Raw genomic sequence first — 23,976 nt, 5'->3', positions numbered from 1 at the left:
GGAACCGTCTGCCGCGACCTGTGACAACACGCGGACAACTCCCGGACGCTCCCACGACGGCCGCCGCGGCTCCGGGACACGCTCCGGGGTCTTCCCCGGTGCGGCAGGACGCGCCACCGAAGGGGTGACGGTCACGCTCCCCGGCCGGGCCGCCCGGTATCCAGGGCATGCCCCCTCATGATCCGGGAAGGAAACCATGCCCCTACGCCCCGCCCTCGCCGCAGCCCTCGGCTCCGCCGCCCTCGTGTGCGCCGCCGTCGCCCCCGCCACCGCCGCTCCGGCCGCCGCTCCCGCCGAGTCCGTCACCGTCGACTCCACCGGCCGGCTCGCCGCCGACGGCACCGTCACCCTGTCCGGGACCTACACCTGCACCGATGCCACCGGCCCCGTGTTCATCAGCGCGTCGCTCAGCCAGGACTCCCCGAACTTCCGGCACGGCATCGGCGGCACCCAGGCCGTCTGCGACGGCGCCGAGCACCACTGGGAGAACACCGGCGAGGTCGCCTCGGAGAAGCTGAAGCCCGGCGCGGCCAACGTCGAGGCCACGATCCTGGAACTGCGCAACACGGGCGGCCTGCCGCTGCCGTTCTTCCACGCCTCCGGCCGGCAGGACATCACCCTCACCAAGGCCTGAACCGCCTCTCCGGGCCGTCCGGCGCCGCAGGGGTGCCGGACCGCCCGACGCCCGACGCCCGACCGCCGACCGCCGGACGCCCGACGCCCGACCGCCGACCGCCGGACGCCCGACCGCCGACCGCCCGAAGCCCGACCGCCGGACGCCCGACGCCCGACCGTCGGACCGCATCCGTCAGCGGCTCAGCAGCTTCCGCAGCGCCGCGCCCACCTCGTCCGGCGCCTCCTCCGCCATGAAGTGCCCGCAGTCCACCGTGCGGTGTTCCAGATCCGGCGCCCAGGCCCGCCACAGCGCGGCCGCGTCGTAGCCGAGGGCGGCGCCCCAGTCCTGCTGCAGGACGGTGACCGGCATGCGCAGCACGTTCCCGGCGGCCCGGTCGGCCCGGTCGTGCTCGGTGTCGACGCCCGCCGAGGCCCGGTAGTCGGCCACGATCGAGGGCACCGCCGCCCGGCAGGCCGCCAGATAGGCGGCGCGGACGTCGGCCGGGATCGCCCCGGGGTCGCGCGTCCACAGGTCGAGGAAGTGGCCGAAGAACAGGTCCGGGGCCGCGCCGATCAAATCCTCCGGCAGACCGGGCGGTTGCGCCATCAGGTACAGGTGGAAGGCGACCGCGGCCGTGGCGCCGCGCAGCACCTCCCACATGTCCAGGGTCGGCAGCACGTCCAGCAGGGCCAGGTGCGTGACCGCGTCCGGATGGTCGAGGCCGGCCCGGAAGGCGACCAGCGCGCCCCGGTCGTGCCCGGCCAGCGCGAACCGCTCGTGGCCGAGAGCCCGCGCGAGCGCCACGATGTCGGCGGCCATGGTCCGCTTCGCGTACGACGTCCCGTCCGCGTCGGCCGGCTTGTCGCTGGCGCCGTAGCCGCGCAGGTCGGGACAGATCACGGTGTGCTCCGCCGCCAGGCCGGCGGCCACGTGCCGCCACATCAGGTGGGTCTGGGGGAAGCCGTGCAGCAGGACGACCGGGCTGCCGGTGCCGCCGACGGCCGTGTGCAGGGCGACGCCGTCGGCGACCGGGACGCGGTGCCGCTGAAATCCGGGAATGTTCATGCGCCGAGGCTCCCGTGCCCGGATCAGCAGCCGATCAGCAGCACGTACGGTGGGCGGGTGAGGATCGACCAGGTCGCCTTCGGGGTGCTCGGACCCGTGACGGCCGAGCGCGCCGGCCTCCCGCTCGCCCTGAAGGGCCCCCGGCACCGCGCCGTGCTGGCCCGGCTGCTCGTCGCCCGCAGGCGCGTGGTGCCCGTCGCCCGGCTGGTCGCCGACCTCTGGGAGGAGCCGCCGCCCGCCGCCGTCGGCGCGATCCGCACCTTCGTGGGCGACCTGCGGCGGGCTCTCGAACCCGACCGGCCGCCCCGCACCCCGGCCCGGCTGCTGGTCACCGACGGCCCCGGCTACGCCCTGCGCGCGGAGGCGGTCGACGCGTGGCTCTTCGAGGAGGCCGTGGCGGCCGCCGCGCAGGAGGAGCCCGCACGGGCCGCGCACCGGCTGCGGGAGGCGCTGGACCTGTGGCGGGGGCCCGCCTACGCCGACTTCGCGGACGAGCAGTGGTGCGGGGGCGAGCGGGCGCGGCTGACCGAACTGCGGCTGCGGGCCGTGGAGCAGCGGGCCGGGGCGCTGCTGGCGGCGGGCCGGGCGGCCGAGGCGGTGCCCGACCTGGACGCCCACCTCACCGGGCACCCCTGGCGTGAGGAGGCCTGGCGGCTGCTGGCGCTCGCCCTCTACCGGACCGGTCGCCAGGGCGACGCCCTCGCGGTGCTGCGCCGGGCCCGCGCGACCCTCGCCGGCCGGCTGGGCCTCGACCCGGGCCGGGCGCTGCGCCGCCTGGAGGCCGGCATCCTCGCCCAGGACCCCGGCCTGGACGCGGAACCGGAGAGCGCCGCGGCCCAGGTCTGGTCCCGGGCGGCCGACGCGTACGACCGCAACGTCGCCGCCGGTGCCCGGGCCCGGCTCGAATCGGCCGTCGGACTGCTGCGCACCCTCGCGGTGACCGGCTCCGGCGGGCCGGCCGCCGCCCGCGAACACCGGCTCGCCGCGATCACCGCGGCCGAGGAGACCGGCGACCCGGAACTCACCGCCCGGGTCATCGGCGCCTACGACGTCCCCGCGATCTGGCCCCGCTCCGACGACGAGCCGGGTGCCGCCCGCATCGTCCGGGCCGCGGAACGGGCGCTCGTCCGCCTCCCCGCCACCCCGGCCCAGGACGCGGCCCGCTGCCGGCTGCTCGCCACCGTCGCCCTGGAGACCCGCGGCACCAGGTCCGGCCGGGCCGTGGCGGCCGCCGCCGAGGCCGAGCACCTCGCCCGCCGGCTGGACGACCCGGCGCTGCTCGCCTTCGCACTCAACGGCGTCTTCATGCAGTCCTGCGCCCGGACCGGCCTCGCCCCGCGCCGCGACACCGTCGGCACCGAACTGGTCGCCCTCGCCGCCCGCCACGGCCTGGCCACCTACGAGGTACTCGGCCACCTGATCCGGACGCAGGCCCGCGCCGCTCTCGCCGACTTCGCCACGGCCGACGCACACGCGACGGCGGCCGACCGGCTGGCGGACCGTCATGAACTGCCCCTGGTGGAGGTGTTCACGGAGGGGTACCGCGCGCTGCGCCTGGCGGCGACGGGCGGGACCACGCACGGCGGCGGAGGAACCGGTGCCGCCGAGGCCGCCTACCGCGAGGTCGGCCGGCTCCTCGACGGCTCCGGCATGCCCGGGGTGCGCGACGGCCTGCTGCCTCTCGCGCTGCTCTGCCTCCGCCTGGCGGGGCGGCCGCACGGCATCCGCGAGGCCGTCGACCCGGGCGCCGACTGGGGGCCGTACCTCCGCTGGATCCGCCCCGCGCTCGCCCTCGCCGCCGACGACGAAAGGGCAGCCCGCGACGCGCTTCGCGAGCTGCCCGAACCTCCTGCCGACCTCGTGCAGGAGGCCCTGTGGTGCGTCATGGCGGCCGTCGCCCTGGAACTCGGTGACTCTCCCACCCTGCACCGCTGCCTGACCGCGCTCCGCCCGGCCGCCGGCCAACTCGCCGGCGCGGGCAGCGGCTTGCTGACGGCAGGACCGGTCGACGACTGGCTGACGGCGATGGCGGAGTCCCTCGGCTGAGCAGCACCCCAAAGGAGCTCGGGGAACTGCGCGACCAGCTACAACGGCGCCGCACCCCGGCCCCCGGCGGAGCGCTACGGCCGACTCGTTACCCGCAGGCGTACGAGCTGCTGCGCTCGCGGCGGATCCCGTTCGTGGGGGCGAACGGGCAGGTCGAGGGCGGTGGTGAGGCTCCGGTGTTCTCCACGGACGACCTGCTCGGCGGCCGAGCCGGCGGTGGATCATCCGTTCCGGCCGGGGCACTGGCGGATCGGGATCGCGTCCGGGCCGGTCGGCAATCGGCCGGCCGACCGGCGGGTCAGGGGCTTCGGGGAGTCGCCGGCCCGGCGGGGATCGAGGATGCGGGGCAGTGGGTGTGCGGCAGGCCTTGCACGGCCGAGGGCGGTCAGTCCGCCGCCGTCGCGTCGCCGGCGCGTGGTGCCACGGCGATCGTGGCGGCCAGTGACTGCATGGCGCCGACGGCGATCCGCGGGGCGCGCCGGTAGCGCTGCGAGGTGCCCGGTGACGTGTCGGTCGTCGGCCACGACAGCTCGATGATCACGGATTTCGTGGATCCGCCGCGCACCACGGCCCGCCGACCGCCTCGCCGCCGAGGCCGCCCGCCGTGTGCTCGCCCTCCTCGCCCACCGCGACGTGCCCGTCGGCGAACTCCTCTTCGACCCCGAACTCGTCGTCCGCGCCACCACCGCACCGCCGAGAGCACGGTGAACCCCGGCGCCACCCGCGAGAGCCCAGGGTCACCCGGACGGCGCAGTCGCCCGGTGCATCCGCACGGGCCGGCGGCACCGTAGAGGTGTAGAGGCGGCAAGGGCGCACGGACGACGACTGAGGCGGTTCGCGTGGCGGACGAGACGGCCGGGACGACGAAGAACGTGAACGGAACCGCTGCCCCGGCTCCGCGGACCTGTCTGGTGACCGGGGCCAGCGGCTACATCGGCGGACGGCTGGTGCCGGAGCTGCTGGACGCCGGGTACCGGGTGCGCTGCCTGGCGCGCACGCCCCGGAAGCTGCGCGACCAGCCGTGGGCCGGGCAGGTGGAGGTCGTACAGGGCGATGTCACCGACGCGGACTCGGTGGCGGCGGCGCTGGCGGGCGTCGACGTCGCCTACTACCTGGTGCACGCGCTCGGCGCCGGCCGCGACTTCGAGCGCACCGACCGGGAGGCGGCCACTGTCTTCGGCGAGCAGGCCCGCCGGGCCGGTGTCGGCCGCCTGATCTACCTGGGCGGCCTGACCCCGGCCGGCGTGCCCGAGCAGGACCTGTCGCCGCACCTGCGCTCGCGCGCCGAAGTGGGCCACATCCTCCTCGGCTCGGGTGTGCCGACGGCCGTGCTGCGGGCCGCCGTCATCATCGGGTCCGGCTCGGCCAGCTTCGAGATGCTCCGCTACCTGACCGAACGGCTGCCGGTGATGGTCACCCCGCGCTGGGTGCACACCCGCATCCAGCCCATCGCCGTACGGGACGTGCTGCGCATCCTGGTGGGGTGCGCCGGCCTGCCGCCAGACGTCAGCCGCACCTTCGACATCGGCGGCCCCGAGGTGCTCACCTACCTGGAGATGATGCACCGGTACGCCGCCGTCGCCGGGCTGCCCCGGCGGCTCATCGTGCCCGTGCCGGTGCTCACACCCGGCCTGTCCAGTCAGTGGGTCGGCCTGGTGACCCCCGTACCGGCCGCCATCGCCCGCCCGCTGACGGAGTCGCTGCGATACGAGGTGGTGTGCCGGGAGGAGGACATCGGGCGGTACGTGCCGAGCCCCCCGGGCCACCCGGTCGGTTTCGACCGGGCCGTCGCCCTCGCCCTGCAGCGTGTGCGGGACGCCCAGGTCGTCACCCGCTGGTCCTCGGCCGCCGTGCCCGGCGCTCCCAGCGACCCGCTGCCCACCGACCCCGAGTGGGCGGGCGGCAGCCTCTACACGGACGTGCGCGAACGCCACGCCGAGGTGGCCCCCGGTGCGCTCTGGGAGGTGGTCGAGGGCATCGGCGGCCAGAACGGCTGGTACTCCTTCCCGCTGGCCTGGGCGGTACGCGGCTGGCTCGACCGCCTCGCCGGCGGGGTGGGCCTGCGCCGCGGACGACGTGACGCGCGCCGGCTGCGGGTCGGTGACTCGCTGGACTTCTGGCGGGTGGAGGAGATCGAACGCGGGCGGCTGCTGCGGCTGCGTGCCGAGATGCGGCTGCCCGGGCTGGCCTGGCTGGAGATGTGCGTCGACGACGAGGGCGCCGGCGCGCGCTACCGGCAGCGGGCCCTGTTCCACCCGCACGGACTGCTCGGCCAGCTCTACTGGTGGAGCGTCTCGCCCTTCCACGCGGTCGTCTTCGGCGGCATGGCCCGCAACATCGTCCGGGCCGCCGAACGCGGGCAGCAGCAGGGCGCCGGCCGTCGCCCTCCCCACGCGGAGGGCTGAGACCGACGCGCGCCGCGGCCGTCGCAACGGCCGCACCGAGTCCGGCCGGCCGCCCGGACCCCTGCGCCGCACGGACGAGGCGGGGGGATACCAAAGTCGGGGGGCGGGTGCGCGGACCTCATACGGGGAGGTGCTGGCCGCGGTGGCGGACGGCCTGAGCGACGCCCAGATCGGCTGGCGGCTGGGCCCGCGCTTGCCGACCGTGAAGGCGCATGTCTCGCAGATCATGGAGAAGCTGCGCTGCGGGAGCCGCGTCACAGGCCGGGCTGCTCGCCATGCACGCAGGGCCGGGCGGAGCGGCGGGTCCCACGGGCGGGACGTGCCCCGATGTCCGGTCTCCTGTCCCGGCCGGTTACCCAGCCCGTTCCCCATCCGGTTGCAGCGCCCCGCTCAAGGTTCTTTACTGATGGGTACGAATCCACCCAGAACGTGCGGCCCGTGCGGTGTGACGGCGGAGGATTCCACCGGCGGTCGGGATGCTGCGGCTCCCTGGCGACGCGCCGGTTCGTCGGCGTGCCCCTGGGCGAGTCGCCGCGAGGGAGACGTGGACATCATGGGACAGCTGGACGGCAAGATCAGCCCGGTGACCGGCGGCTCGACCGGGATCGGTCTGGCGGTAGCCCGCCGGTTCGCCGAGGAGGGCGCCACCGCGTACGTCACGGGCCGGCGCAAGGCCGAACTTGACGCGGCTGTGCAGACCCTCGGGGGGCGGGCCATCGGCATACAGAGCGATGTCTCGCAACCGGCCGCGCTGGAGGTCGTCGTCGCCGACGCCGGCGGCGCCGAGCCGGCGCGGCTGGGGGAGATCACCGAGGAGCAGTTGAGCCCGGGACCGACAGACCCCCCGGCATCCGCGGCCTGGACAGCCCGGTGAAGGGCGAACCACAGCCGGCGGACCGGCTCGCCGACGACATTCCCCTCGGCAGGACAGGACGCCCCGGGGAGGTCGCCGCCACGGCCGTGTTCCTCGCCTCCGACCGGAGTTCCTTCACGACGGGAGCCGAACTCTGCGTCGACGGCGGTCTTGTCCAGGTCTTGTCCAGGTCTGAACCCAGGAAAGCCGGGCGAGGAGCCGCCGCCCACGACGGTGTGCGTCCCACGAGGAGGAGATCCCCATGACGCAGCAGACGCGGACGGTGCGCTACGGCACCACCCGGTTCACCCTCGAATCAGGTGAGGACCCGAGAGCGCTGCGGGCCCGCTACGAGCAGGCCGTCCCGCCCGTCCCGACGGACCGGGTGGACGAACTCGTCCGGCGCCGGGCTCCCTGGTCCGACATGCTCGAACTGATCAGCGCCAGTGCGCCCTTCGATTTCCTGGTCTACTTCCGGGGCCAGGCCGACCAGCTCTTCCCGCTCGCCGGCGACGACGCGATGTGCACCAGCTATCTGATGGGCAATCACACGATCGCCGAGCGGATGTACCGGTACGAGCCCTCGATCCTGCTCTACGCCCCGCTGCACACGGTCATCTGGGCCGAGCCGGACGGGCCCGCCCGCTTCTCCGTCGACCGGCCGAGCGACCAGTTCGGCAGCTTCGGACGCGACGAGATCACGCAGGTGGGCCGCGAACTGGACCGCAAGCTCGCCACCCTCCTCGACCACCTCGGCCTGCCGGTCCCGGCGGAACTCACCGACTGACGGAGGGAGCAGCGCAGTGAACCGACCGATGCCCAGCCTGCTCGAGGACGTCCTCGAAGCGCACGGTGGCCTCGACCGCTGGAACCGGTTCACGAAGGTGACGGCGACGGTCGTCAGCGGCGGGGAACTGTTCGTGATCAAAGGCACTCCGCAGGACCCCGCGCCGAGGCAGCAGACGGTATGGCTGCACGAGGAGCGCGCCTCGCTCTTCCCGTTCGGCGCCGCGGACCGCAGGTCCGAGTTCACGCCGGACCACCTGAGGATCGTGACGACCGACGGGAAGACGGTGGCCGAGCGCGACAACCCGCGCGAGTCGTTCGCCGGCCACGTCCTCGAAACTCCGTGGGACGCGCTGGACCGTGCCTACTTCAACGGGTACGCGATGTGGACGTACTTCACCACCCCGTTCCTGTTCACCCTGCCGGGGTTCGAGGTGACGGAGATCGCGCCGTGGCACGAGGGCGACCAGGTCTGGCACGGACTCGACGTGACCTTTCCGCCGACCAACCCGAGCCACAGCGAGCACCAGCAGTTCTACTTCGGCCCCGACAACCTGCTGCGCAGGCACGACTACCACGTCGACGTCGCCGGCGGGTTCGCCGCCGCGCAGTACGTCTACGACATCGTCGAGGCCGACGGGATCCGACTGCCCTCGGTGCGAAGGGCGTTCCGCCGTGACAGCTCCGGCCGCGCCTGGCCGGGCCTCCTGATGGTCGCCATCGACGTGAGGGACGTCCACTTCGTCCAGGCACCGGCGCATCCGCCCGCCGCGACGAGCGGCTGACGGTCGCTTACCCGGAGAAAAGCTCCGGCGTGTTGCCGGTGACACGGCGTGGTCGGGTGCCGCGGGACCGGGGGCCGACCCGGTCGCCTCTCGGGTTCAGCCGGATCTGCCCGCGCCCGAGGTCTCCGGGCGCGGGCAGGTGGGGGGGGCCGTCAACTCCTACGTGTGGAAGCCCAGTGTCGTAGCCCACCTCAGGCCCAAAGTCCCGGAGAAGGCCCACAGGCGCCGCCGCACCCCTCCCTGCACCGCTGAACGGCAGGTCGGGCAGGATGCGGCGGCACCCGTGCGTCAGATGTCGCGGAAGGTCTCGATCTGCGCCCCGATCGAGTTGAGGCGTTCGGCGAGGTCCTCGTAACCGCGGTTGATGACGTAGACGTTGCGCAGCACCGACGTGCCCTCGGCCGCCATCATGGCCAGCAGGACGACGACCGCGGGGCGCAGGGCCGGCGGGCACATCATCTCGGCGGCTCGCCAGCGGGTCGGGCCCTCCACCAGGACCCGGTGCGGGTCGAGGAGTTGGAGGCGGCCGCCGAGGCGGTTGAGGTCGGTCAGGTAGATCGCGCGGTTGTCGTAGACCCAGTCGTGGATGAGGGTCTTGCCCTGCGCGACCGCCGCGATGGCGGCGAAGAACGGCACGTTGTCGATGTTCAGGCCGGGGAAGGGCATGGGGTGGATCTTGTCGATCGGCGCCTCCAGCTTGGAGGGGCGGACCGTGAGGTCGATCAGGCGGGTACGGCCGTTGTCCGCGCTGTACTCGGGGCTGCGGTCGTGGTCGAGGCCCATCTCCTCCAGGACGGCGAGCTCGATCTCCAGGAACTCGATGGGGACGCGCCGGACCGTCAGCTCCGACTCGGTGACCACGGCCGCGGCCAGCAGGCTCATCGCCTCGACCGGGTCCTCGGAGGGCGAGTAGTCCACGTCCACGTCGATGTTCGGGACGCCGTGCACGGTGAGTGTCGTGGTGCCGATGCCCTCGACCTTGACACCCAGCGCCTCCAGGAAGAAACAGAGGTCCTGGACCATGTAGTTGGAGGACGCGTTGCGGATGACGGTGACGCCGTCGTGCCGGGCGGCGGCCAGCAGCGCGTTCTCGGTCACCGTGTCGCCGCGCTCGGTCAGGACGATCGGGCGGCCGGGGCGGACCGCGCGGTCGACCTGGGCGTGGTACTGCCCCTCGGTCGCGGCGATCTCCAGGCCGAAACGGCGCAGCGCGATCATGTGTGGCTCGATGGTCCGCGTGCCCAGGTCGCAGCCGCCGGCGTAGGGCAGCTTGAACTGGTCCATGCGGTGCAGCAGCGGGCCGAAGAACATGATGATCGAGCGGGTGCGCACGGCGGCCTCGGCGTCGATCGACGCCATGTCGAGGTCGGCCGGGGGCACCAGCTCCAGGTCCACGCCGTCGTTGATCCAGCGGGTGCGCACGCCGATGGAGTTGAGCACCTCCAGCAGGCGGTACACCTCCTCGATCCGGGCGACCCGGCGCAGCACCGTGCGCCCCTTGTTGAGCAGCGAGGCGCACAGCAGGGCCACGCACGCGTTCTTGCTGGTCTTCACGTCGATGGCGCCGGACAGCCGGCGACCGCCCACCACCCGCAGATGCATCGGGCCCGCGTAGCCCAGTGAGACGATCTCACTGTCCAGGGCCTCACCGATTCGAGCGATCATCTCAAGGCTGATGTTTTGGTTGCCGCGCTCGATGCGGTTGACAGCGCTCTGACTGGTGCCGAGCGCCTCCGCGAGCTGTGTCTGTGTCCAGCCGCGGTGTTGCCGGGCGTCACGGATGAGCTTGCCGATGCGTACGAGGTAGTCGTCTGCCATGAGGCCGAGGTTATCTCAGATATGAGATGGCGCCCGCTGGGGGGTCCGTTCGGGTGATGCCCTGTCAACGGGCCCGGGCGTTCGGTCCGTCGACCGTTGTTCAGACTCGCGCAAGGGGGGAGTGGGAACGCGTGAAGGCCGCTCCCAACGTTTGGCCGGGAATTCCGCCGGCCATTGTCCGAAGGTCCTTCCTTCGTGCACTTGACCGGTTCCCGGTGCTCCCCGCCGACACGTCCCGCCAGGCTCGAGTCGGAGATGCGAGAAATGCTCATGCAGCCACTGAGACCGCCCTGTTCGCCGGAATTCTACAAGCCCGATTGATCACTCCGCTGGGCTCCCTCGAAGTCGATCGTGGAATGACCGACGTGACGCCCGAGGGTGAGAACTCCAAGCCTTTCCTCGCGATCATCCACAACGTAATCTGATACGCAGTCCGTTGTCTCCGAAGCTGCCGCGGGCGGCCTCTCCCGAAAGCCGACGGCGGCAGCCGCCAGGAATTCCCGCAGTCTCCCCTCACGCAGTGGGGATCGCCCATATCCCGAATGATTCGGGTGGCGGAAGGCGTGGCGGGCGACGGCGGTCCGTGCGGCCGTGCCCTGACGGTTCCCGACGGTTGGCCGGAGCCCGGCGGGGCCGCCGGAGGGGGGCCGTACGGCGACAGACGCCCGCGGTCCTCTGGAGCCGGCTGAGTGACATTCCGACCCGCACCCGCCCGGCCGCACTGGTGCCCGATGCGTGACGGGCTGTTGGCCAATCCGGGCGCTGTATGCGCAGTTCAGGAAGTGAGTGTCCGGACTGACGAGCCCGGTCTCACGGACTGGCTGACGGCACACGGGGTGCCGGCGCCGACGTCCGAGGGTGGACTGGGCGGCCGTACGCCGACGCCGCCGCGAGCGGTCGCGGTACCGCTGGACTACGTCCGGCCGCCGTCTCGGCGGGCCCTGCGCGACGTCTTCTCCGCGTCCAGTGTGCCGTGGATTCCACCGGCCTCCTTCTCCGTCGATCCGCAGGTCGCCCGATACGATCTCGAAGGATTCTCCGAGATCGGTACAACGGGCTGCATCGCCGCGAAACGGCGGATCATCTCCCAACTTCTCCTGAACCGCGAAGAAGTGCGGATGGCGGGTTCCGGGACGGATCTTGACATTCGCCTTCCGGAAAGGCTCCGGCTCTCCAGCCGTACTCGACCCGAACTTGTCCCGGACGAACACGCCACCATCGGAAACTGCTTCGAGGTGGCCGTGTCGCCTACGGATCTCGCCGGTCGTGAGGACAGCGAGCTCACTGTTTCCGAAAAGTTGCGGATCGATTCCGTAATCGTCGCCCATCACCGTGAATTGACCGGCGCCCGCGCCGACCGGTTCAGAGCCGCCGCCGAAACAGCGGAGGAGGCGCGGAAATCCTGTCCGCCGCAAGTGAGGATCCAGGACAACCGGTTCGTCGACGGGTTCGGCCCGTTCGCCGACGGCGTCCACGCGGTCGGCGCCCCGGGGCACCGGGGCGCGGTCGCCGAGGCTGCCACCGGCACCTGCGTGCTCTCCGCCGGCCGGCTGGACCGGAGCCTGAACTGCCTGCTCAACGAGGGTGCCGCGGGCGTCCGTCCGGGCGTGGGAGACGGCCTGACCGGCATCCCCTCCGAACTCATCTCGCGGAAGGCCCCGCTTGACACGCTCTGACGCGGTTTCCGACACGCCGACGATCCGCCTTCCGGGTTCCCCCTCTGCACCCGGAGCCGGACGGCGGCGCCCAGGTGATCGACGACACCACCTTCACCGCCGCCCGCGCCAACCGGGCGGCCCGCGTCCTCCTGTAGGCGCTGCGTGAGCTACGCAGCGAACAAGGACGGGTGGCCACCCTCGCCGGCTGCTGCCCGGCCGAGGCCACCGTCCCGGGCGCCCGCCTCCTGACCGACCTCATCGCCTACAACAGGCTCGAGAGTTCCTGAGCCGGGACCCCGTGGCCGTCACCGGCGCCGGGCCGTGCTGGTGCGCCGCCACCCGAACGGGCCCGGCAGATCCCACGACGTCGTACGCCGTCCCGTACTGCTGTGGGTGTGCCGCGGCCCGTGCCGGCCGCCGGTGGTGATGGACCAGGAGTGCCGGTTGATGTTCAGGCGCACACCCGGCAGGATCCGGAAACTCTTGCGGAACGTGAGGGGCACGGTTTCTCCTTCCACCTCGCTGTGAGGCTTGCCGATGGCTTTGCGGCTACCCCGACGCGGCGCTCTCAGCCCGGCCCTGCGGCCCCTTTCCCCGCGCCGTGGCCCCGCGCGGCCGCCGTCGGCCGCCCGTGGTCGGCGGATGCTGGACGGGGGGCCGGGCAGGTAGAGGTGGAAGAAGACCTCCTCCAGGAGTTCGCGGCGGCTGTGCACGTCCGCCTCGCCGGCCCCGGTGTCCTCCCCGGTCCCTGCGCCGTCGCCCGCGGGCCCGGGCCCGCGCAGGCCTCCGACGCGACGAGATGGACCGTCCCCGGCTCGCCGGGGCACACCGCACAGCGGGTCCGGGCATGACCAACGCGCGACGGTGTACTAGAGTTATCTCGACATCGAGATATCTGCCCAGGCGCACCGCAACCGCCACCTTGGTAAGGCATGCCTAACTTAGTCTGACCTTACTGGATCGGCCAAGTCGGCGTGGCGGCACGATGACGGTGGTACGCGCACATCAATGAAGGAGACTGTCGTGTCGGCGAACAGCTTCGACGCCCGCAGCACGCTGCAGGTGGGCGACGAGTCGTACGAGATCTTCCGGCTGGACAAGGTGGAAGGCTCGGCTCGCCTTCCGTACAGCCTGAAGGTGCTGCTGGAGAACCTGCTCCGCACGGAGGACGGCGCGAACATCACCGCCGACCACATCCGCGCCCTCGGCGGCTGGGACTCGCAGGCCCAGCCCAGCCAGGAGATCCAGTTCACGCCGGCTCGCGTGATCATGCAGGACTTCACCGGTGTGCCGTGTGTCGTGGACCTCGCGACCATGCGTGAGGCCGTGAAGGAGCTGGGCGGCGACCCGGCGAAGATCAACCCCCTCGCCCCGGCCGAGCTGGTCATCGACCACTCCGTCATCGCCGACAAGTTCGGCACCAACGACGCCTTCAAGCAGAACGTCGAGCTGGAGTACGGCCGCAACAAGGAGCGCTACCAGTTCCTGCGCTGGGGCCAGACCGCCTTCGACGAGTTCAAGGTCGTCCCCCCGGGCACCGGCATCGTCCACCAGGTGAACATCGAGCACCTGGCCCGCACGGTCATGGTCCGTAACGGCCAGGCCTACCCCGACACCCTGGTCGGCACCGACTCGCACACCACCATGGTCAACGGCCTCGGCGTCCTCGGCTGGGGCGTCGGCGGCATCGAGGCCGAGGCCGCCATGCTCGGCCAGCCGGTCTCCATGCTCATCCCGCGCGTCGTCGGCTTCAGGCTGACCGGTGAGCTCAAGCCCGGCACCACCGCCACCGACCTCGTCCTCACCATCACCGAGATGCTCCGCAAGCACGGTGTGGTCGGCAAGTTCGTCGAGTTCTACGGCGAGGGCGTGGCCGCCACCTCGCTCGCCAACCGCGCCACCATCGGCAACATGTCGCCGGAGTTCGGCTCCACCGCCGCGATCTTCCCGATCGACGACGAGACCCTGAACTACCTGCGCCTGACCGGCCGTTCCGGCCAGCAGGTCGCCCTCGTCGAGGCGTACGCCAAGGAGCAGGGTCTCTGGCTGGACCCGAAGGCCGAGCCCGACTTCTCCGAGAAGCTGGAGCTGGACCTGTCGACGGTCGTCCCGTCGATCGCCGGCCCGAAGCGCCCGCAGGACCGTATCGTCCTCGCCAACGCCGCCGAGCAGTTCAAGACGGACGTCCGCAACTACGTGGACACCGCCGACGAGGCGGGCAAGGAGTCCTTCCCGGCCTCCGACGCCCCGGCGTCCACCAACGGCGTCCCGACCAACCCGGTCACCGTGACCGCCCCCGACGGCACCACGTACGAGATCGACCACGGCGCGGTCACCGTCGCGGCCATCACCTCCTGCACCAACACCTCGAACCCGTACGTCATGGTCGCCGCCGCCCTGGTGGCCAAGAAGGCGGTCGAGAAGGGCCTGACCCGCAAGCCCTGGGTCAAGACCACCCTCGCCCCGGGCTCCAAGGTCGTCACCGACTACTTCGAGAAGGCGGGCCTGACCCCGTACCTCGACAAGGTCGGCTTCAACCTGGTCGGTTACGGCTGCACCACCTGCATCGGCAACTCCGGCCCGCTGCCGGAGGAGGTCTCCAAGGCCGTCAACGACCACGACCTCGCGGTCACCTCGGTCCTCTCCGGCAACCGCAACTTCGAGGGCCGGATCAACCCCGACGTCAAGATGAACTACCTGGCCTCCCCGCCGCTGGTCGTCGCGTACGCCCTCGCCGGCTCCATGAAGGTGGACATCACCAAGGACGCCCTCGGCACCGACCAGGACGGCAAGCCGGTCTACCTGTCGGACATCTGGCCGACCGAGGCCGAGGTCAACGACGTCGTCGCCAACGCGATCGGCGAGGACATGTTCAACAAGTCCTACGCCGACGTCTTCGCCGGCGACGCCCAGTGGCAGTCGCTGCCGATCCCGACCGGCAACACCTTCGAGTGGGACCCGGAGTCCACCTACGTCCGCAAGCCCCCGTACTTCGAGGGCATGCAGCACGAGCCGGCCCCGGTCACCGACATCGCCGGCGCCCGCGTCCTCGCCAAGCTCGGCGACTCGGTCACCACCGACCACATCTCGCCCGCCGGTGCCATCAAGGCCGACACCCCGGCCGGCAAGTACCTCACCGAGCACGGTGTGGAGCGTCGTGACTTCAACTCCTACGGCTCCCGCCGAGGCAACCACGAGGTCATGATCCGCGGCACGTTCGCCAACATCCGCCTGCGCAACCAGATCGCGCCGGGCACCGAGGGCGGCTACACCCGCGACTTCACCCAGGCCGACGCGCCGGTGTCGTTCATCTACGACGCCTCGCGCAACTACATCGAGCAGGGCATCCCGCTGGTCGTCCTGGCCGGCAAGGAGTACGGCTCCGGCTCGTCCCGCGACTGGGCCGCCAAGGGCACCGCGCTGCTCGGCGTCAAGGCCGTCATCGCCGAGTCGTACGAGCGCATCCACCGCTCGAACCTGATCGGCATGGGCGTCCTCCCGCTCCAGTTCCCGGAGGGCGCCAACGCCGAGTCCCTCGGCCTGACCGGCGAGGAGACCTTCTCCTTCACCGGCGTCGAGGAGCTCAACAACGGCACCACCCCGCGCACGGTCAAGGTCACCACCGACACGGGCGTCGAGTTCGACGCGGTCGTCCGGATCGACACTCCCGGTGAGGCCGACTACTACCGCAACGGCGGCATCATGCAGTACGTGCTGCGCCAGCTTGTCGGTTCTTGAGCTGATCAGCTCGGACACCAGAGGATCTGGTCGCTGACTCGCTGCTACCGGCGGCCGCACTAGAGTCCCGCACAAGCGCCCCGTCAGGCTTCGGCCTGGCGGGGCGCTTGCTGTTTCGTGCTGATCGAGCAGTGGCAGGTACGTGTCCCGCCCACGCTGATCCGCCCCTGCTCGCGCTCGATCGCCTCGAGGAGCGCCTGGAAGTTCCCCCTGCCGAAGTCCAGGGAGCCATGGCGCTCGAAGAACACCGTGGGCCGGTCACCCGCCGGCTTGGTGACGATCTGCAGCAGGTGACCGTCCACGTCGCCGTCGGCGAGGATGCCGAGCGGAGCGCCTTCCTCGACGGGCACGCGGACATGGCCGATCCTGGCGCGCAGTCGCGGGATCGGTGTAGTAGCTCTCGGGCGTGGCGAGGAACTCGACGCTCCTGGCCCACAGCACGTCGACGGTTCTGTGATGTCGTTGGTGGTGAGGGCGAGGTACTGGGCGCCTGGGAAGGGCCGGCGGCGTCGGGGACGACGCGTGTGACAGACCATCCCAAAACCTATCCGCACCCGAGATGATGCATCCAGCGGTGGCGTCTCCCGCACCGGCCCGACTGCGGGGCGGCGGCTGATGGCGGCGCGGCGACCCTGAATGTCGTGCAGCGGTTGGTTGCCTTCGTCGCCACAACAGGCCATACCCGATCAGCATCACTTTCCGGCCAGCTCTCGAAGCCTCTGGGCGCGCCGGGCTCTGCCGAACAGTCGTTCTTCTCTACGAGAGAAACCAGTGGCAGTGCGTTCCGCGCTGATGAGGCGCAGCACCAGGAGGGCCAACATTCGAGTCTGCAACCGAGAAAACACCCGAGGGGGTACGCTCTCCCGGGTGGCGAAAATCTGGCGCGAATTCAGAATTCTCTTCTCTTTGCGGATGTCTGGGGCTTGCCGAACGGCAGGCAGTGCGATTTCATCCACTGCTTTCAATCCTACCGCGGCAATGCTGGCGGAGAGATTCGGATACTCCTTCTCCAGTCTCCGTCTCTCAACCCAATCCCCCTCAAGGACGTACTGCAGATACAGCATGGCCACCGTGTGCACGTGGGGTGACTCCGGGACGATCCTCACGGAACGTTATGGTACACACTTCGTGGCGCTTACCTGTGTATCTTTGGAGAACTTAATTGGTTGCGCCCTCCGGTATCGCATACGAATGAAGGTCCATCCGCCTGCAGGCTCGTCGGAAAGCCATATGACCGGGAGAGCGGAATAGCGTAAATAGTCGTATCAGGCTCCCGGGAGGCGCTCCCTGAAAGGAGAGAGCTCTTCCCGCCTATGTGGGCGGCCATTGAGCCGTCGCTTCTGCCCGGGCGAGCCTGACCCCAGTCGCGATCGCTCCGTCGAGTCCACGCCCTGGGAAGACGACGGGCTCAGCCGACTTCTGCCTCTCCTGAGGGGTATCTCGCCGGTTGTCGCAGACTTGACTCACAGGGCGGTGCAGCCGTTGCCGAACCATGCGGCGGTGGCCGCTTCGACCAGTTCCGCCCTCGCGGCATGGAACAGAACTACGGTGTGGGTCGCGTTCGACTTGAGGGGGCCGGCGTAGGGGATCCACCAGGAGAACCTCCACAGCCCCCCTCGTTCAGGATCTTGATCACTTCACAGACGGCGGCCGTCGAGCCGGCTTGGTGCCGCCAGGGGGCGGCTGGAATTCGGCGACGCCCGCAGAAGGGTCCACTGCGGGCACGCCCCGCCCCCTGGCGACGTTCGGCGCGCCTACGTCGGTGAAGTAGGCGCTGTAAAGGGGACTTTGAGTAAGGTTGAAGGGCCGTGAGACTCGCTGCGGAAGCGGCCAGGAGGAGTGCGATGCCGGGAGCAAGCAACCCGCATGTCACCCGCATTGAGAATATGCGGCTGACCACGGCGAAGACGCTCGAGGTCCGGGCCACTTGCTCGTGTGCCGCTACCTGTTGGTGATAAGGTCCGTGGCGCCTTGCCGCAACGGCTTCGACTCCCCATGACCGGACAGCGTCACGAGCGCCGTGTCCGACGTCGGGACCAGGGAGGCGAGCACAAGGCTGACGGGTCCCGAGAGTCTGCGGCGTCGTCGTGGAGAACCACCATGGCGGACGCCAGTGTGAAGCCGAGGAAGAGCGAGCCCCTGTCGCCGAGAAAGATTCGCGCCGGATAGCCGTCGTGGAAGCGAAGGCCGAGGCAGGCTCCAGCCGGCGCGGCCATCACCGCCGCCAGGCCGCCGGAACCGCCGGCTGCGGTGGCGAGGGCCGCCTCCAGCGCTCCACTGAAGACGGTCGGGTGACTTCCCGTCAGCACAACTGCTCCTACCGCGGCCGTCGATGTCTCGACCCCCAACCGGGCCCCCATGGCGACCGCCACACCACTGAGGTAGGGCGTTGAAACGGTTGTGTACCTGCGGGTCCACGAGATGGAAGCCGATGAAGCCGGCTCCACCGGTGACCAGATACTTCGAACAGTGATTCATGTCTGGTGTCACTCCGGTTCAGGCGTTTTAAGGGGACGGCGCCTCAGGCAAGGACTTGATCGTCTTCGAGACAACGTTCATCTATGCCAGTTGTAGATCAAGCTGAAACCCTGTCGGTCGACCTCTCCTCATTCGAGCGCGTCACGCCGGCGGTTACGGAATTAGGGTGATGCTGGCAGGAAACCCACACCAAGGTTGCCGACCGACGCCACTTTGGTGCATAACTAGGCCCTGGCATATGCCGGAGGGCTCCTCGGGAGAGAAGTGGGTGTGGTGAAGGTGCGGCAGAACATCGATGCCGAAGTCAGGCCCAGGCTGATTGTCGTAGGTATGGGATACGTGGGCCTTCCCCTGGCCGTTCGTGGGGTTGAAGCGGGTTATTCCGTCGTCGGCCTGGACGCGGATAAGCTGCGGATCAAGCGTCTTAATGCCTGCGACTCCTACATTGAAGGCATCGACAACGCACGCCTCACGGCGGCGATGCAAAGTGGCTGCCTCCATGCCACCACCGATTCCTGTCGGGCCGACGCTTTCGACGTGTGTGTCATCACGGTGCCCGCCCCCCTGCGCGACGGGGTGCCGGATCTGAGCTTCGTGGAGTGTGCCGGGCGGAGCATCGCCCCTCACATCACCCGGGGCGCCACGGTCGTTTTGGAGTCCACGACGTATCCGGGGACGACCGAGAGTCTGCTGCGCCCGCTACTGGAAGCGGGCAGCGGACTGAAGGCAGGCGATGACTTCCATCTCGGCTACAGCCCCGGTCGCATCGACCGAGGGAACCCGGACTGGCACCTGGAGAACACGCCCAAGGTGATCTCCGGTATCGACGCCGAGTCGCTGCGAAGCATCGAGCGCTTCTACGGCCTTATCGTGGAGCGAACCGTCCGCGTGAGCTCCTGCCGAACAGCTGAGCTGACCAAGCTGCTTGAGAACGCCTTCCGGCATGTCAACATCGCGTTGGTCAACGAGATGGCCCTGGTTTCTCGGCAGTTGGGGGCCGACATCTGGGAGGCCATCGAGGCTGCCAGCACGAAACCGTTCGGGTTCATGCCCTTCAGGCCCGGGCTGGGTGTGGGTGGGCATTGCCTTCCTGTGGACCCGTCTTACCTGTCGTGGCAAGTGAAGAGTCTGCTGAAACAGGACCTCCGATTCATCACGCTGGCCAACGAGATCAACGATCAAATGCCTGCCCGTGTAGTGGAACGGATCATCCGTGGGCTGAATGATCGCGGCAAACCGGTCAACGGCTCGCGCATCCTGCAACTCGGCCTGGCCTACAAGAAGAACGCCGGCGACATCCGCGATTCTCCGGCCCTCGTCCTTGCCCATTCACTCCTGGATCTCGGCGCCCGGCTGTTCGTGGCCGAGTCGCACACTGATCCGTACCTCGTTCCGCCGGAGATCACCCAGGTCGAACTCACCGAGGAGGAGATCCGGGCGGCTGACGTGGTCGTGGTGGCCACCGATCACGACGACTTCGACTACACGCTCGTCGCGGAAGCAGGGGCATACGTCTTCGATGCCCGCAACCGTTGCCGCGACGAGCGTGTCGAGGTCCTCTGACCGCATCGGGTGCGGCTCCGATCGATGTAGCCGACCCCGGTCCGCTCCGTCGGAACCCGTGCGAGGTCTCGGCAACCTCGGTACACCGGCGAACCGGTGGGGCAGGGCGGCAATCGGTGTTCTCCACACGGCCGGAGTGACGCGTTCAAGAACCCGATCAACTGCGAGTGCGCGTCAGGCCGACCTCGTCGAGGGGCTGGCCGCATAGATCGTGTGTGCCGACCCCGGGGCGGAAGAACCGGGGTCGGCACACGGGTGTTATCGCACCGGAGTCCCCGGAAGCTCAGTGAAGCCTGAGCCGCAGCTGACCACCAGGTTCGACGCGCTGAACGGAGTCGCGGTGATGTCGCAAACAGCCTCGTAGATCGCCCCCTTGTCGGTTTCCACGTTGAGGAAGAGCTTGTTGGGGCGGGCTGCACCGCTGTCGGTGGCGGACACGTCGGCGTCGATCACGCACTTCGGGGCGTTGGGGACGACATCGATGTCCGTCCATACCCCCGGGGAGCGGCTGTCGTTGAGGAAGGCCTCCCCTTTACCGTTCGTCACCAGGCGGAACTCGGTGTTCGCGAAGGTTCCGTAGGCCACGATGTCCGTGCCGAAGCCACGCTCGTCCTCGCGGCAACGGGTACCGGCCTCACCCCTCTTGTGGCCGCTCTGGTCCGCCAACTTCCCGGACGCGAGTCCGGGAGTGGAGTGCTTGGCTCCTGCTGCCGCGTGGATGGCGTTCTGGGCGACCGCAGGCGAGGCGAGGAGTGCCCCAACGGCGACCGAAGCGGCCAGCGCGGACAGGCCTCTCAAACCGTGCTTCATTCGCGTGTCTCCATTCTCTGAGGGTGTGCGACGCCGACCTGGCAGTTCGCCTAGGGGAGCTCTGCCAAGCGGAGGCTGCACACTTGGACATAGCCGATCATTACCAGGACAGTCATGCGATAATTCGCATATCGGAATTATCACCTGTTGGGAGCATGGGCCTGTCTGGGCGGATCGCGCGACTGCCCCCGCCACACCGGGTGGGAGCCACCCCTTCGGTGGCAGTGCCGAAGCGTCCGCTGCGTGCGGGCGGGCGGAGGCGTTCGGTGTTGAGGATCTTCGCAATCGCCGTGGCGTGTGAGCTGTACCGAGGTGTGGAGTCTCTGATGCCGGGCTCGGAGCCGTTCGCCCGGCACATGTCGATGACTCCGCGGACTTCGACGAACTGCGAGCCCGCACACTGCAGGACGATCTCGACCGGGGGCCATGGCGGCCCAGTCGGCCACCCAGCACATGCCAGGCGCGGGGCCGCGGTGACAGCAGTCGGGAAAGGGCCCCCGCTCGTGTCGCCGAAGAACCGGCCGGTACGCCACGCGTGCCATAAAAGGGGCATCTGCGGGCAGTTCGCCTATGGTGATGTCGTGCGCGGAATTCTGCTCGCCGGAGGTACCGGCTCGAGACTGTGGCCGTTGACCCGTTCGGTGTCCAAACAACTCCTGCCGGTCTTCGACAAACCGATGGTCTACTACCCGCTCTCCACACTGCTGATGGCCGGCATTCGGGAGATCCTGATCGTCACCACCCCGCAAGATCAGGATCAGTTCCGCCGCTTGCTCGGCGACGGCGGCCAGCTCGGCCTGCGGCTGGAATACGTGACACAGGAGTGTCCGAAGGGAATCGCCCATGCCCTCGTCCTCGGGGCCGACTTCATCGGCGGTGAGCCGGTCGCCCTGATCCTGGGTGACAACATCTTCCACGGCACCGGTCTGGGCACACAACTGTCCTGCTACGGCGACCTGAAGGGCGGAAGAGTGTTCGCCTACCAGGTCGCCGACCCCTCGGCCTACGGTGTCGTGGAGTTCGACGAGGAGGGACGGGTGCTGTCCGTCGAGGAGAAACCGGTCCGGCCGAAGTCGCGGTACGCCGTGCCCGGCCTGTACTTCTACGACAATCGGGGCGTGGAGTTCGCGCACGGCCTCAGACCCAGCGCCAGGGGCGAGTTGGAGATCACCGACCTCAACCGTGTCTATCTGGAGTCCGGGGAACTGCGCGTCACCCGGCTCGACCGGGGCACCGCCTGGCTGGACACGGGGACCTTCTCCTCCATGGTCGAGGCGTCGGAGTTCGTCCGGGTGATCGAGCAGCGCCAGGGCTTTAAGGTCGGCTGTGTAGAGGAGGCGGCCTGGCGGGCCGGACTGATCGACGACGACCAGCTCCGGGAGCTGGCCCAGCCGCTGCTCGCGAGCGGATACGGCGACTACCTGCTGGGTCTGCTGGAGGATTCCCGGTCTCTCGTGGCACCCCCACGGGGCGGCGGAGACACCGGACCCCGCGGTGAGGAAATGCTGCGCGCCGGTCTGCGAGCTTCTGTGTGACGGCGTCTCTCTCCTGGCCGACGTCGCGCGGCTGATGTCCCGAGGACACACAGGGTGAGCGCAGCGGGAAGGGCTGCGTGGCAGGACGCTGTTTCGTGTGGCCGCCGGGAGTTGAAGGGGTATGGGCCGGCACGCCCGCGGTGTTCACCGTCCGCGGCATTCGCCGCGATATTCACTACGCGTTGTTCCGCTGAGGCGGGCCAAGGATGTGACATGCGTCGGCGACGCCGTCCTGGACGTCGTGGTCGACATCCGTATTGGGCTTCAGGAAATGAGCGCGGTCCGGCTGAACGGCACCACGTACCTCTACGGGTGCCTCTCGGAATGTCCGGCCGTGCCTTCATGGCCTGGAGGCCAATTCCGCGGTCGCCTCTCAGCGCTCGGAAGTGTACGTGCTGCAGTGGCAGTTCGGGATGGGGTCCACTCGTCCTGCCGCCGGCCGTTGCCCGACCCGAGGATCTCGTGTCGTTTCTCCTCCGGCGTGGGCTCCGCGGCGCCCACGCCGGAGGAGACCTAACGCCGGGGCGTGCCGACTTTGTTCGCGATCAGCAGCGTGTGTCGCAGAAGTCCGGGGGTCAACGAGGCGCGTCGAGCCGGAAATTTTGACGCCTTGCACTAATTCGACTCGTTGCCGCCACCCGGGTGATATTCGGCTATGTCGGGGTCTCGTTCCTGATTACTTCGCCGCCCGAAGTGAACAATGGCGCTGTCGATGGCCGCCGTTTGGTGAGCGCCGCTCGGTGCGTGCGTATACGGCGTGGCCATTTCCCAAGTTTCGCGAGGAAGGTTCTCAGTGAGCCGTAGAACAATGCGAATTTCGCGCGTGAAATCCGCAACTCTGGTTTCGGTGGGCGCGCTTGCCGTCGTGCTCAATATTGCTCCGAGCGCCGCGGCCATCGCCGATGCTGTCCATCGGTCCGGCACGAGCAGTAGTGCGGGGCTGCCCGGCCCGAACGGCGCTCTCAGCGCCGACCACGCCAAGGGGCAGCTGAAGTCGGGCAAGAGCTCCCTGGATCACGACCGTGGGCCGCAAGGGCCGCGTGGTGACAGGGGCCCGCAGGGCCCACAGGGGCCGCAGGGTGTCCAGGGCAACACCGGGGCCACTGGCCCTCAGGGCTCGCAGGGTGTGACGGGCGCGCAGGGTGTCCAGGGCAACACCGGGGCCACTGGTCCGCAGGGCTCGCAGGGGAACACGGGTGTCCAGGGCTCACAGGGTTTCCAGGGCAACACCGGGTCCACTGGTCCGCAGGGTGTCCAGGGCAACACCGGGGCCACTGGTCCGCAGGGCTCGCAGGGGAACACGGGTGTCCAGGGCTCACAGGGGAACATGGGTGTCCAGGGCTCACAGGGTTTCCAGGGCAACACCGGGGCTACTGGTCCGCAGGGCTCGCAGGGGAACACGGGTGTCCAGGGCTCACAGGGCTTCCAGGGCAACACCGGGGCCACTGGTCCGCAGGGTGTCCAGGGCAACACCGGGGCTACTGGTCCGCAGGGCTCGCAGGGGAACACGGGTGTCCAGGGCTCACAGGGCTTCCAGGGCAACACCGGGGCCACTGGTCCACAGGGTGACACAGGAGCCACCGGTGCGACGGGTGCGACTGGTCCCATGGGCCCGCAGGGTGCCACGGGGACGACCGGTCTGACCGGGGCCACTGGCCCTCAGGGCTCGCAGGGTGCCACGGGAGCGACGGGTCTGACCGGGGCCACTGGTCCTCAGGGCTCGCAGGGCTCGCAGGGTGACCCGGGTGTTCAGGGGTCGCAGGGCTTCCAGGGTTTCCAGGGTTTCCAGGGTGAGACTGGGGCCACTGGCGCGCAGGGCT

The 23,976-nt window shown here is 69.9% G+C and carries 16 protein-coding genes and 3 pseudogenes; 11 read left to right on the top strand and 8 right to left on the bottom strand.

Annotated features, from left to right (window positions below):
- The first annotated feature begins 196 nt into the window (after positions 1–196).
- Entirely contained in the window at positions 197–634 is a 438-nt protein-coding gene (locus tag BLW82_RS10665; RefSeq protein ID WP_093498554.1) for a DUF6299 family protein, read from the top strand.
- A gap of 174 nt (positions 635–808) precedes the next feature.
- Here BLW82_RS10665 and BLW82_RS10655 read toward each other — a convergent pair whose 3' ends face one another.
- On the bottom strand, positions 809–1,681 hold the full coding sequence (locus BLW82_RS10655) for an alpha/beta fold hydrolase (RefSeq protein WP_093498553.1): 873 nt from the start codon (positions 1,679–1,681) through the stop codon (positions 809–811).
- 63 nt (positions 1,682–1,744) lie between these two features.
- On the opposite strand from BLW82_RS10655, the gene BLW82_RS10650 reads away from it, so the two are divergent.
- Positions 1,745–3,727, top strand: a complete 1,983-nt coding sequence (locus tag BLW82_RS10650) for an AfsR/SARP family transcriptional regulator (RefSeq protein WP_093507987.1) — start codon at positions 1,745–1,747, stop codon at positions 3,725–3,727.
- A gap of 385 nt (positions 3,728–4,112) precedes the next feature.
- Here the strand turns inward: BLW82_RS10650 and BLW82_RS45340 are convergent, their stop codons facing one another.
- Positions 4,113–4,268, bottom strand: a complete 156-nt coding sequence (locus tag BLW82_RS45340) for a hypothetical protein (protein ID WP_256215748.1) — start codon at positions 4,266–4,268, stop codon at positions 4,113–4,115.
- Between the two features lie 331 nt (positions 4,269–4,599).
- On the opposite strand from BLW82_RS45340, the gene BLW82_RS10640 reads away from it, so the two are divergent.
- From BLW82_RS10640 to BLW82_RS10620, 5 genes and pseudogenes are all read left to right on the top strand, one after another.
- A complete protein-coding gene (locus tag BLW82_RS10640; protein ID WP_093507986.1) occupies positions 4,600–6,132 on the top strand; it encodes an SDR family oxidoreductase in 1,533 nt (510 codons plus the stop codon).
- Positions 6,133–6,262: 130 nt separating this feature from the next.
- Positions 6,263–6,376, top strand: a pseudogene (locus tag BLW82_RS46260) (LuxR C-terminal-related transcriptional regulator); the annotation flags it as partial.
- Between the two features lie 309 nt (positions 6,377–6,685).
- Positions 6,686–7,251, top strand: a pseudogene (locus BLW82_RS10630) (SDR family NAD(P)-dependent oxidoreductase).
- Positions 7,248–7,772, top strand: a complete 525-nt coding sequence (locus BLW82_RS10625; protein ID WP_093498552.1) for a DUF302 domain-containing protein — start codon at positions 7,248–7,250, stop codon at positions 7,770–7,772. The pseudogene BLW82_RS10630 and the gene BLW82_RS10625 overlap by 4 nt, the downstream one beginning before the upstream one ends.
- A 28-nt stretch (positions 7,773–7,800) precedes the next feature.
- On the top strand, positions 7,801–8,556 hold the full coding sequence (locus tag BLW82_RS10620; protein WP_093498551.1) for a hypothetical protein: 756 nt from the start codon (positions 7,801–7,803) through the stop codon (positions 8,554–8,556).
- A gap of 288 nt (positions 8,557–8,844) precedes the next feature.
- On the opposite strand, the gene BLW82_RS10615 is transcribed toward BLW82_RS10620, so the two are convergent.
- A complete protein-coding gene (locus BLW82_RS10615) occupies positions 8,845–10,374 on the bottom strand; it encodes a helix-turn-helix domain-containing protein (RefSeq protein ID WP_093498550.1) in 1,530 nt (509 codons plus the stop codon).
- Positions 10,375–11,105: 731 nt separating this feature from the next.
- Between BLW82_RS10615 and BLW82_RS10610 the strand changes: the two genes are divergently transcribed.
- Positions 11,106–12,050, top strand: a complete 945-nt coding sequence (locus BLW82_RS10610) for a CgnE/CgnB domain-containing protein (RefSeq protein ID WP_093498549.1) — start codon at positions 11,106–11,108, stop codon at positions 12,048–12,050.
- A 287-nt stretch (positions 12,051–12,337) separates the two neighbouring features.
- Here BLW82_RS10610 and BLW82_RS10605 read toward each other — a convergent pair whose 3' ends face one another.
- Positions 12,338–12,535 (bottom strand): DUF4236 domain-containing protein, encoded by a 198-nt coding sequence (locus tag BLW82_RS10605; protein ID WP_093498548.1) that lies wholly within the window; start codon positions 12,533–12,535, stop codon positions 12,338–12,340.
- A gap of 520 nt (positions 12,536–13,055) precedes the next feature.
- Here BLW82_RS10605 and acnA point away from each other — a divergent pair.
- Positions 13,056–15,770 (top strand): aconitate hydratase AcnA, encoded by a 2,715-nt coding sequence (gene acnA / locus BLW82_RS10600; protein ID WP_093498547.1) that lies wholly within the window; start codon positions 13,056–13,058, stop codon positions 15,768–15,770.
- Between the two features lie 161 nt (positions 15,771–15,931).
- Here acnA and BLW82_RS10595 read toward each other — a convergent pair.
- From BLW82_RS10595 to BLW82_RS46255, 3 genes and pseudogenes are all read right to left on the bottom strand, one after another.
- A pseudogene (locus BLW82_RS10595) lies at positions 15,932–16,264 on the bottom strand (4-hydroxyphenylpyruvate dioxygenase); the annotation flags it as partial.
- A 198-nt stretch (positions 16,265–16,462) separates the two neighbouring features.
- A complete protein-coding gene (locus BLW82_RS43875; protein ID WP_143063658.1) occupies positions 16,463–16,876 on the bottom strand; it encodes a hypothetical protein in 414 nt (137 codons plus the stop codon).
- A 903-nt stretch (positions 16,877–17,779) separates the two neighbouring features.
- A complete protein-coding gene (locus BLW82_RS46255) occupies positions 17,780–18,130 on the bottom strand; it encodes a hypothetical protein (protein WP_093507985.1) in 351 nt (116 codons plus the stop codon).
- A gap of 382 nt (positions 18,131–18,512) precedes the next feature.
- Here BLW82_RS46255 and BLW82_RS10585 point away from each other — a divergent pair, with 382 nt between their 5' ends.
- On the top strand, positions 18,513–19,811 hold the full coding sequence (locus tag BLW82_RS10585; protein WP_256215747.1) for a nucleotide sugar dehydrogenase: 1,299 nt from the start codon (positions 18,513–18,515) through the stop codon (positions 19,809–19,811).
- A gap of 258 nt (positions 19,812–20,069) precedes the next feature.
- Here BLW82_RS10585 and BLW82_RS10580 read toward each other — a convergent pair whose 3' ends face one another.
- Positions 20,070–20,621, bottom strand: coding sequence for a hypothetical protein (locus BLW82_RS10580; protein WP_093498546.1), 552 nt, complete (start codon positions 20,619–20,621; stop codon positions 20,070–20,072).
- Between the two features lie 581 nt (positions 20,622–21,202).
- Between BLW82_RS10580 and rfbA the strand changes: the two genes are divergently transcribed.
- Complete coding sequence (rfbA, locus tag BLW82_RS10575; RefSeq protein ID WP_093498545.1) at positions 21,203–22,156, top strand: glucose-1-phosphate thymidylyltransferase RfbA; 954 nt, start codon at positions 21,203–21,205, stop codon at positions 22,154–22,156.
- The last annotated feature ends 1,820 nt before the right edge of the window (positions 22,157–23,976 follow it).

Origin of the sequence: Streptomyces sp. Ag109_O5-10, assembly GCF_900105755.1 — a bacterium.
Classification (GTDB): Bacteria; Actinomycetota; Actinomycetes; order Streptomycetales; family Streptomycetaceae; genus Streptomyces.
The sequence above is the reverse complement of the archived record's forward strand: the minus strand, read 5'-3'. Positions and strand labels throughout refer to the sequence as shown.